Raw genomic sequence first — 9107 nt, 5'->3', positions numbered from 1 at the left:
TTTGGTCCGCACGGTCCGATGCCGCACCGTAGCGAACACGCTCTCGATCGGGTTCGAGCTGCGCAGGTGATCCCAGTGCTCGGCCGGGAAGTCGTAGAACGTCAGCAGCGCCTCCCGATCCTTGGTCAAGCAGGCAGCGGCGCGGGGATACTTGGCCCCGTATTTCTCGACGAAGACGGTCAGCGCCACCTCGGCTGCCGCCCGGGTCGGCGCGCCGTGGATCTCGCGCAAGTCCGCCTTCATCGCCGGCTGGATGGACTTCGGCACCTTGTCGAGGACGTTAGCCGCCTTGTGAACCCAACACCGCTGGTGAGCGGTGCCGGGGAAGACCTCGTCCAGCGCCCGCCAGAAGCCGAGAGCGCCGTCGCCCACCGCGATCTCGGGCGCGATCGACAGCCCGCGCCGCTTCACGTCGACGAGCAGCTCGCGCCAGCTCTGGGCACTCTCGCGCACGCCCACCTGGAAGCCGACGAGCTCCTTGCGACCCTCGGGCGTCGCCCCAATCAGCACGAGCATGCACTCGGCCTGCTCCTCCATCCGGGCCTGCAGGTAGACGCCGTCGGCCCAGACGTAGGCATAGCGGCGTGCGGAGAGATCGCGGCCCTGCCAGCGGGCATACTCGTCCGCCCAGGCCGCGGTCAGCCGGGCGATGACGGCCGGCGAGAGGTTCGGGGCGTCACGACCCAAGAGGGCTGCCAGCGCGTCCTGGAAGTCACCGGTCGAGACACCGCGTAGGTACAGCACCGGCAGCAGCGCATCCAGGCTGCGGGTGCGCCGCGCCCACTTCGGCAGGATGGTCGAGGTGAACCGGACCCGGTCCTCAGACCCGCTCGCGCCGCGATCCCGCACACGGACCCGTGCGACCGGCACCGGGCCGATGCCGGTTTGGATCGCCCGCTCCGGCCCGTGACCGTGCCGCACCAGCCGGGCCCGTCCATCCTGCAGTCGCAGGTCCTGCATCGCGCTCAAGAAGGCGTCCGCCTCCATCTCGACAGCTTGGGCGAGCAGGCGGCGAGCGCCGCTACGCAGCACCTCGGTCAGGGGATCGTCGAGGTCTTCGGGATGACGAAGTCGGACGAGGTTGGTAGGTGTCTCCATGGCGTATCGCTCTCACTGAGAGGTTCTGGCAGGCTCGACACCCGCCTCGATACGCCGCCTTCAACACACCGTCGTCACCCAATCTCCCGCATAGCTCNTAGGTGTCTCCATGGCGTATCGCTCTCACTGAGAGGTTCTGGCAGGCTCGACACCCGCCTCGATACGCCGCCTTCAACACACCGTCGTCACCCAATCTCCCGCATAGCTCCGTCTCGGCTCTCGACCCGCGCATTGTGCCACTCCTGGTCCTCGAGGACGTAGAGGCTGGCTCGGTAACCGCTTGGGTGCGTACGCGGCTACGCCAGACCGACGACGAGGTACTGAAGTCGGGCGATTGGAAGAAGGCGGTTGGATCGATCCTAGTGAAGGGCAAGCAACGGACACTCGAGTATCTCGACGCGCGCCATGCGGCCAACGAGGGCCAGCGCCTTGGGCAGCTTCGCGACGATCTTCAGGCCCTCGCTGAATCCTCGCCGATCCGCCACTTGCCCCAGCCGGCCCATATCGAGCTGCAGGATCTCGTGAAGCCTCTCGACCAGATCCAGGCCGGAAAGGCGACGTTGTCGCCCGGAGATCGCCTTCTGCTGACGACCGAGGCCGGCGTGTACGAGGCCAACCTCGCCGAGACCAAGCGGCCCAGCGATTACGTAACCGAGGCGGAAGGCAGTACGTCGAGCGGTGTCATGCCTATGCAGTTGCTCGTCCGCCGGCCGGATTACCTCGGCGAGGCGAAGTGGGAGTTCAGACACGGCCGAGACACGGTAACCGCCGCGATTCTCGACGAGGTTTGGTTGCAGCGGTTCCGAGCCGGCGCAGTGCCGATTGTACCCGGGTCAGCGCTCGCGTGCATGGTCCGCTATAGCTACGCCTACGACCGAGGCGGCCGGCTCACGACCGTCCAACACGATGTCGTCGAGGTTCAGCGCGTGATCCCGCCTACCCATGGGCCGGATGAGCCGATCAGCTTTACCACGCCCTGAGCTGACAGGACGTCGGTTTCGATGGTTGCCGCAGACGAAAAACCCCAGCGGTCCATCAGTGCGATCAGACCCACGGACCTTCGGTAAGCCGCTCCAGCGCGAGCTCGACGACCCGTTCGTCAAAGATCCGAGCCTTACGCGCAGCTGAGCCGGAGCCGCCGGGCCAACGCTTGATGCCCTGCATCATCGCTGGGACGGTAGGCTCCACGGCCTCTCGGTGCATCAGCCAGTGAACGGTGGCGAGGAGTTCCATCCCGAAGGGGGACTCGAAGCCATCGATCAAGCTAGTCGTCTGCTCGAGGGCCCCAAGGAAATCCTTGCCTTCCGCCTTGAGGTAAACGGCGATGCGGTCTCGCTGGCTGTCCTCAAACCTTACTAGGTCTAGAGGACTGGCATCCGCGAGCCGCTTGTCACAGTGCAGGTAGGTTCCGTCCATGCCGTCAAGCAGATGCCTCAGCCGATCAGCGTAAGGGCCGTACCGGTGTGCCTTGAAGGCAAGCTTCAGGGGGTTCTTAGGCGCAGATGCCTCTATCTCGCACTCTAAGAGATAGGCAAGCTTCTGCACTTCAAGTAGCGAGCACTCAAAGCCAAGCACAGCATATCGACGTACGAGCTCCGCAACTAAAGCACTCGCCGGCGTGAGTGATTTGCGCCCCTCTCGCTTTGAGACGTTCTGATACGTTGCTGTCGGCTCGTACACGATCACTTCGACCCCGGGCATGTCGCCCAAGGCGGCTTCTATACGGGGTCGGACGTCGGCCCAGTTGAGACCGCCATTGCCGCTGCCGAGAGGTGGCACCGCGATCGAGCGTATGCCGTTCTCCTCAATCACGCGCCGGAGGTCGGCCAAGCCCTCCTCGATCCAGACCATCTTGGACGGGAAGCGCCAGTTGGCCTTCGTCGGGAAGTTAATGATCCAGCGAGGCCCAGTGAGATGCCCTCGCTCGGTGACGAACATGCGGCCCGTCTTCACCTCGCCTGCCTTGCAGGCAGCCGCATATGCCCGGAAGTTGTCCGGGAAATTCTCCTTGAACATGAGGGCGATGCCTTTGCCCATCACGCCCACGGTGTTCACCGTGTTGACCAGCGCCTCCGCGGGCGCGTCGAGGAGGTCGCCCTGTGTGAAGGTGATCATCAGAAATACCAACTCGGCATGGAGCGCACTAGCAACGGTGTTCCCGATTTGTCCACATCTTTTTGGACAGCTTCCCGGACCTGCTCATTGAAGACCGCGACCCCCCCCGTAGGCCAGCCAGAGGGACGCGTCCGTGGATCAGCGCTTCCGCCTGATAACGCTCCACACGCTCAGGGTTCTGCGCGTCCTTTTTGAAATTCTTTGATCTCAGCAGATCCCAGTCAATTTGGTCCAATCTATCAGCATCCCGGTAGAATCTTGCTGCGGCAAGGTAAGCATGTCGATCAGTAAATACCGTTTCTAGTCCGCAGTCAATAGCGTGGCACACGGTAGAGACGAATATCAATATGTCTTCATTGCTTCGTCTTACAATTCCGCCCCATCCGGTCTTTATGTTATATGCCATCGGCGAGTGTGGCGTAAAATAAAATGGCACGTAATCATTTAATACCCCACCTGGCCGAACTGGAACAGCTCGACTGCCACGACGACCGATGAGATCCAAGTTGCCGATATTTACATACGACGGATCTGACCCGGCGGCGTTCTTAGCAATAAGACCGCCCGCGAGAACGATCGGCAGATTCTCCCGGTGCACAATCCGGAAGATGTAGCCCTTCTCTTGGTTCAGAAATGCCGTCATGGAAGGGGCCCGCTAGCCTCCTACGGTTGCCGCCACGACCGGGGCACATCCGGAAGTCTCCGGAGAGGCCCAAGCTTCGGCCGCGACCTTAACGTGCAGCGGTTAGCGGTTTACCATCACCCCCGATTCCAGTGCGATTGCCCTACATGGCCGCCCATAACGCTCGGCATGCCGACGGCCTCGTACCTCACGCGCCGCGCGCTCGCCGCCGAGCTCATGATGAGCGAGAGCACCTTGGACGATTACGTCCGCCGGGGCCTCCTGCTCCCGCCGATACGGATCTCGCCCAGCTGCGTGCGTTGGCGCTGGGCGACTGTGGACGCGATCCTGCGGGCCTCCGAAGGCGGAAACCGTGAGTGCGGGGGCCTGAGCCGCAGGAGAACGCCGAGTGCGCCGCTCGGGTAATTGCCGCTTCGAGAGAACGCTCGCGCCCAGTCCGCAAACCGAAGAGCGATTGAGGCTTCAATCCACCTGGGTCCGAACCGTGCCGTCTGCGAGCGGCCGCCGAACCGTGTTGATGCCTTTCAGCCTAACGCGCATGCTCGGCCAGCCACTCGTCGATCGAAGGGCCGGCATCGGATAGCAATCCCGAGTGGCGATCAAGCGCGCGGTCGATCGCCTTGCGGTCCCAGCGGTTCGTGCCGCGCATCGCCCTCGGCACGATCCCCTTCCTGACCCAGTCGTCGAAGGCCGAGACCGAATCGCAGCCGCAGCACTCCGCGGCCTGCTCGCGGCTCAGCCCTCGAGGCAGCATGCCGATCGGCAGCTTGGTCATCTCGGGCTCCGGGGCTCGCCTGCGTCGGCCTTGTGGAGCCTGACGGCCGGCCCCTCACCGTTCTCATCGATGAATATGACGCTGGCGGCCGCTGGTATAGCCGTTGCAGGCCCTGTCCGATCGCCCCCTGCAGAAGGCTTCGCCATGCCGTCCAGGAGCCAGGATCCAGCCGAGTACAGCACGCTCGCCGAGCGGTGCGCAGTCGCAATCGCCGACGCGCACTGGTTCCGCAACATGGCAATGCGGGCGTTGCGGGACGGGAAGCCTAGGGGGCGGATCCGCGCTGAAAGGGCACGAACCGCGGCTCGCATCATCCTGATGCGGGCGAAGCAAGACGCTGCCATGCATCGGATGATTGTCGAGGCGGCGGCAGCTGGGCGGCAGCCTACCTGACGGCCCGCCCTCGACTCCTCTCCGAAAGGCGACAGGCGAGCCTGTCGTCAATCTCGCGCCAGCCGCTTCGCCCGCAGCTCCGCCATGTGCTCTTCCAGCGTGACCTTTTCGGCGTCGTGCTCCTGCTGGGCCTGCTCCGCCTGCTTTCGACGGGCAGCGTCCCGCGCTGTCGGCGTCGAGAGCTGGCCACGGGCATGGGTAGGGAGCTTCTTCATGTCGGGCTCCGGTGCTCGCCTGGTTCGGTCTTGCGGAGCCTGACGCCCGGCCCCTCGCCGTTCTCCTGGATGAAGATGACGCCGGCCGCCTCAAGGGCTGCCCGCAGTGCCGCGACGGTGCGCCCTTTCAGCTCTTCTCCGGCCTCAAAGCGCGATACCGTGTTGGTCGATACCTGGGCCTGTTCAGCCAGCTCGCGGATTCCGATCCCCAGCCCAGCACGGGCCATCTTGCACTGCGCAGGCGTCAAAATCGCATCTCCGCTGCGAAATTGCATTGACACTGCGAAAGCAGCGCGTGTGTTCGCAGCACGGTAGCGAAATCGCTGCTTGAACGCAAGAATGACGGCGACCCCGTAAGCCGCCGACCTCTCCACGCACATCCCGAATCCTTCAGCCCCGGAGATCCCCGGTATGGCAACGCCCCCGCTCGCCCCGCGTCCGGCCAAGCGCCGGCCCGTCACCCCGCCGCCGACCAGAGCGGACGCCCTGCTCGACCCGGACATGCTCGTCCGGGGCTCGGTCATCCGCGCCACGCGGCCGGATACCGCCCACGTCCGCGCGCCGCGCTTCCTGGATGTCGCCGGCGAGCTGCTGACGGCCTCGCTCATCATCGCCGGTGGCGTGTTCGCCTACGGCTTCATCCCGATGGCCTGAGGAGGTTCCTGTGAAGCCCGCACGCCCCTTCCAGCCGGCCGGCCTGCGCCAGCGCGCAGCCGCTCTGCGCCACAACGTGACTCGCCGGGTCAAGCCGAAGCCCGCGCCGACCATGCCGACACCAGGTGCCGTGGCGGCCGCGGTCGAGCTCGACGCGCTGTCCGTTCCCGAGCTTGTGACGCTGCACGACACGGCCTCGGTGCTTGCCGAGGTCTGCGTCGCGATGACCTGCCGCCCCTGTAGCATCGAGACCGCCCCGGACGGTACCGAGGTGCCCAACGCGTCCGGTCGGCTCGCTCACTGGCAGCTCGGCCTTTGCACGGCCCTTATGGATCGGTGCGTCGATCGCCTGGGCGACGTCGCCGAGGCCGCCCGCCGCGATGGTGCGGCCGAACTGCTTGCCACCGCCGCTGAAGCCCTGCGTACGAGGCTTTGAGAGATGAGCAACGTCATCCCGTTTCGCCCCCGTCAGCGGCCGATCATTCCCAACGCCCGCACCCGCATCGAGGGCGCGCTCGCGTTGGCCCTCGACGCCGTCGACCATCTCGTGGCCGCTCTCGACGAGATCGACGGGGATCCGGACCTGGAGGAGGGCGGCGATGCGGAACCGAGCCTGGGTGCGCCCGAGGGCCATAGCTCGCAGGTCGTCTGGCTGCGTGGCGGCGATCGCGATCTGGAGATCGACTGACCTTCCAGCCGACAGAACTGGGGGAGGGTGCGACCGCGTGTCGCGTCAAGATAATCTAAAGGTAACAGGCAGCCTTAGCTGCTTTGTCGGCCCTCCCGGTTTCGACAATTGCAATGATGTTTCGATAATTGAAACAAAATCTAGACAATCTGAACTTTTTTGGACCGATGGCCCCCGTCGAGGCTCCTTAAACTTAAGCGAGGCGGTCGGTTTCGAAAAACGAAATACCAATTTTTCTTGCCTCTAACAGTGAATCCGTTTTTGGTCATTACTAGCAATTGCTAGGAAATAACCGACCGTATCGCGGCTCGGCTCTCGACACTCATTATTCGGAGCACATCCCGTGCAGCATCATGTTCAAGCGCCCCGCGAGGGGAGCTCGGTCGCGGCTGACCAAAACGCTCGCCCTCTGCGCCGCTGGGAAGCCAGCGCTCACCTGAAAGACCGCTTCGGCATCGACGTGGCACCCGCGACGCTGGCGAAGCTCGCAAGCATCGGGGGAGGCCCGCCCTTCTACAAGAACGCCCGCGCGCCGCTCTACCCCGTCGATCTCCTGGATGAGTGGGCCCTGGCTCGCCGCGGCAACGTCGTGCGCTCCACCTCGGAGGCCGCCTGAGCCATGAAGCAGAAAGCCCTCGCACAGCGGGGGGCGCTGCGGAGGGCTTCCAAAAGTGTCGGTTTCGCCGTCGACACCGCGGAAGCTAATCCAGGCACCGCCTTTCGACAAGACTATCTCGCAGCCCGCTTCGGATTGACGCCGTCTATCGCCAGCGTCGTGGCTGAGTTGGCGTTCCCCGCGGTCGACGACTGGCGGAGGACGTGATGCTGATGATCCTCTGCCAGCTCGAGGCCGTGCACCGCTTCATCTCGGACAGCCGAGGCGACCCGAACCTGCAAGCCTGCCGTGAGGGCCTTCGCCAAGCGATAGAGGCTTTAAAGCGCCACCTCCAGGCGAGTGCGTCACGATGACGGCGGGCACATCGTCTTCCGAGCCGCCGAGGCCATCCTATCCACCGTTCACTGGGCTGCCAGACCTGCCGGCCTTTCGAGAGCTGCGCGAGCGCCGGCAATGGGTCGCCTGGGACTACGTCCTGAAGCCCGAGAAGCAGAAGTGGGATAAACCGCCGATCAACGCCCATACCGGCCGAATGGGATCGTCCACGGATCCAGGAACTTGGTCATCGTACGAGGAGGCCGCGGAATACGCGACGCGCAACGGATTGCCCGGCGTCGGCTACGCTCTCGATGGCAAAGGTGAGCACAGCGGCGTCGACTTGGATGGCTGCCGGGATCTGGATTCCGGCAAGCTTCAGCCCTGGGCACAGGTGGCGGTCGATTTTGGCGAGACCTACACGGAGTACAGCCCGTCGGGTCGTGGCCTGCGCTTCTTCGTCAAAGGCCAGATCGACGGCCGGAAGATCGATGCAGCCCAGGTCGAGATCTACGCCGGCGGCCGCTACCTGACCGTCACTGGCCGGCACGTCCCGGGAACGCCGACCGAGATCAGGGATGCGCCTCGGACAATCGCCTACCTGCAGGAACGAGCGGATCAGTTCCGGGAGGCTCAGAGGGCCGCCGCGGAGCTCGCACGCGCGGCCGAGCGGAAGAAGACCGAGAAGCGCGGCTCCTCGAACGACGATCGATCCTCGGGCCCGACAGAGAAGCGACGCCGGGAGCAGGCCCCCGGCGAACGGAGCTTCTGGGACGAGGTGAAGGGCCGGGCGCTCGCGGACCTGCGGGCCTGGGTCCCGAACCTACTGCCGACCGCGCAGCGCACCTCGGACGGTGGATACCGGGTCAGCTCCCACGACCTGGGGCGCGACCTCGAGGAAGACCTCTCCCTGCATCCCGACGGCATCAAGGACTTCGGGGTCCACGACATGGGAGACCCGAACGACGGTGGTCGGACGGCGATCGACATCGTCGAGGAGTATCTGCCGGCCCGGACGCCCGCAGCGGCGGCCTTCTGGCTCTGTGAGCAGCTCGGGATCAAGCCAGAGGATATCGGGTGGCGCGGCGACCGTCAGGGCCCTCCGGACGAGCCGGGCGCCCAAGCGACCGCTGCGGCTTCCCTAAGAGCTGTCCCGTTCGCGTGGTGCGATCCCAGCGCGATCCCGATGCGCGAATGGATCTACGGGCGCCACTACGTCCGGAAGTTCGTGAGCGTCACGGTCGCCCCGGGTGGCGTCGGCAAGTCGAGCCTCGCCACCGCAGAGGCGCTCGCCATGGCGAGCGGCCAAGGCATCCTTGGGGATCTGCCGAGCGGCGCGGTCCGGGTCTGGTACTGGAACGGCGAGGATCCGATGGAGGAGTTGCAGCGCCGCGTGATGGCGACGGCCCTACAGCATGATCTGGCGCGCGAGGACATCCAAGGGCGCCTGTTCGTCAACTCCGGGCGCGACACCGAGATGGTGCTGGTCGAACAGACTAGTGCACTGACTCAGACAGATGGTTCAGGGGATCGGCTGACGGCGGCGAGGATGTCGGTAGCCGGCTTGGTCCAGACGAAGGGTTTGGCGCTCCGGT

At 65.0% G+C, this 9107-nt stretch carries 12 protein-coding genes; 7 read left to right on the top strand and 5 right to left on the bottom strand.

The features are described from left to right. On the bottom strand, positions 1-1098 hold a 1098-nt coding region (locus ASG32_RS26390), incomplete at its 3' end, for an IS256 family transposase (protein WP_244492216.1). Between the two features lie 362 nt (positions 1099-1460). Between ASG32_RS26390 and ASG32_RS26385 the strand changes: the two genes are divergently transcribed. Beyond that, a complete protein-coding gene (locus ASG32_RS26385; protein ID WP_157862073.1) occupies positions 1461-2078 on the top strand; it encodes a hypothetical protein in 618 nt (205 codons plus the stop codon). A 64-nt stretch (positions 2079-2142) separates the two neighbouring features. Here ASG32_RS26385 and ASG32_RS26380 read toward each other — a convergent pair whose 3' ends face one another. The 4 genes from ASG32_RS26380 to ASG32_RS26360 form a co-directional block, all read right to left on the bottom strand. After that, on the bottom strand, positions 2143-3213 hold the full coding sequence (locus ASG32_RS26380) for a macro domain-containing protein (protein ID WP_056532197.1): 1071 nt from the start codon (positions 3211-3213) through the stop codon (positions 2143-2145). 1172 nt (positions 3214-4385) lie between these two features. Further along, positions 4386-4631, bottom strand: a complete 246-nt coding sequence (locus ASG32_RS26370) for a hypothetical protein (RefSeq protein ID WP_056532193.1) — start codon at positions 4629-4631, stop codon at positions 4386-4388. A gap of 440 nt (positions 4632-5071) precedes the next feature. Beyond that, a complete protein-coding gene (locus ASG32_RS34175) occupies positions 5072-5239 on the bottom strand; it encodes a hypothetical protein (protein WP_157862072.1) in 168 nt (55 codons plus the stop codon). Next, entirely contained in the window at positions 5236-5466 is a 231-nt protein-coding gene (locus ASG32_RS26360; protein WP_056532207.1) for a hypothetical protein, read from the bottom strand. Before ASG32_RS26360 ends, ASG32_RS34175 begins: the two co-directional genes overlap by 4 nt. A 184-nt stretch (positions 5467-5650) precedes the next feature. Here ASG32_RS26360 and ASG32_RS26355 point away from each other — a divergent pair, with 184 nt between their 5' ends. The 6 genes from ASG32_RS26355 to ASG32_RS26335 all read left to right on the top strand — a co-directional run. After that, positions 5651-5893 (top strand): hypothetical protein, encoded by a 243-nt coding sequence (locus ASG32_RS26355; protein ID WP_056532189.1) that lies wholly within the window; start codon positions 5651-5653, stop codon positions 5891-5893. 10 nt (positions 5894-5903) lie between these two features. After that, entirely contained in the window at positions 5904-6329 is a 426-nt protein-coding gene (locus tag ASG32_RS26350) for a hypothetical protein (RefSeq protein WP_157862071.1), read from the top strand. 3 nt (positions 6330-6332) lie between these two features. Beyond that, positions 6333-6581 carry a hypothetical protein gene (locus ASG32_RS26345; protein WP_056532185.1) on the top strand — a complete coding sequence of 83 codons (249 nt, stop codon included), beginning with the start codon at positions 6333-6335 and terminating at the stop codon, positions 6579-6581. Positions 6582-6924: 343 nt separating this feature from the next. Continuing rightward, positions 6925-7197, top strand: a complete 273-nt coding sequence (locus ASG32_RS26340) for a hypothetical protein (RefSeq protein ID WP_244492214.1) — start codon at positions 6925-6927, stop codon at positions 7195-7197. Between the two features lie 206 nt (positions 7198-7403). Then, positions 7404-7550 carry a hypothetical protein gene (locus ASG32_RS34170; RefSeq protein ID WP_157862070.1) on the top strand — a complete coding sequence of 49 codons (147 nt, stop codon included), beginning with the start codon at positions 7404-7406 and terminating at the stop codon, positions 7548-7550. A gap of 251 nt (positions 7551-7801) precedes the next feature. After that, positions 7802-9107: AAA family ATPase (locus tag ASG32_RS26335; RefSeq protein ID WP_206780041.1), on the top strand; the 1306-nt coding region annotated here is incomplete at its 3' end.

The sequence above is a fragment of the Methylobacterium sp. Leaf361 genome, assembly GCF_001424445.1.
Classification (GTDB): domain Bacteria; phylum Pseudomonadota; class Alphaproteobacteria; order Rhizobiales; family Beijerinckiaceae; genus Methylobacterium.
This window is presented reverse-complemented; position numbering and strand designations above follow the sequence as displayed.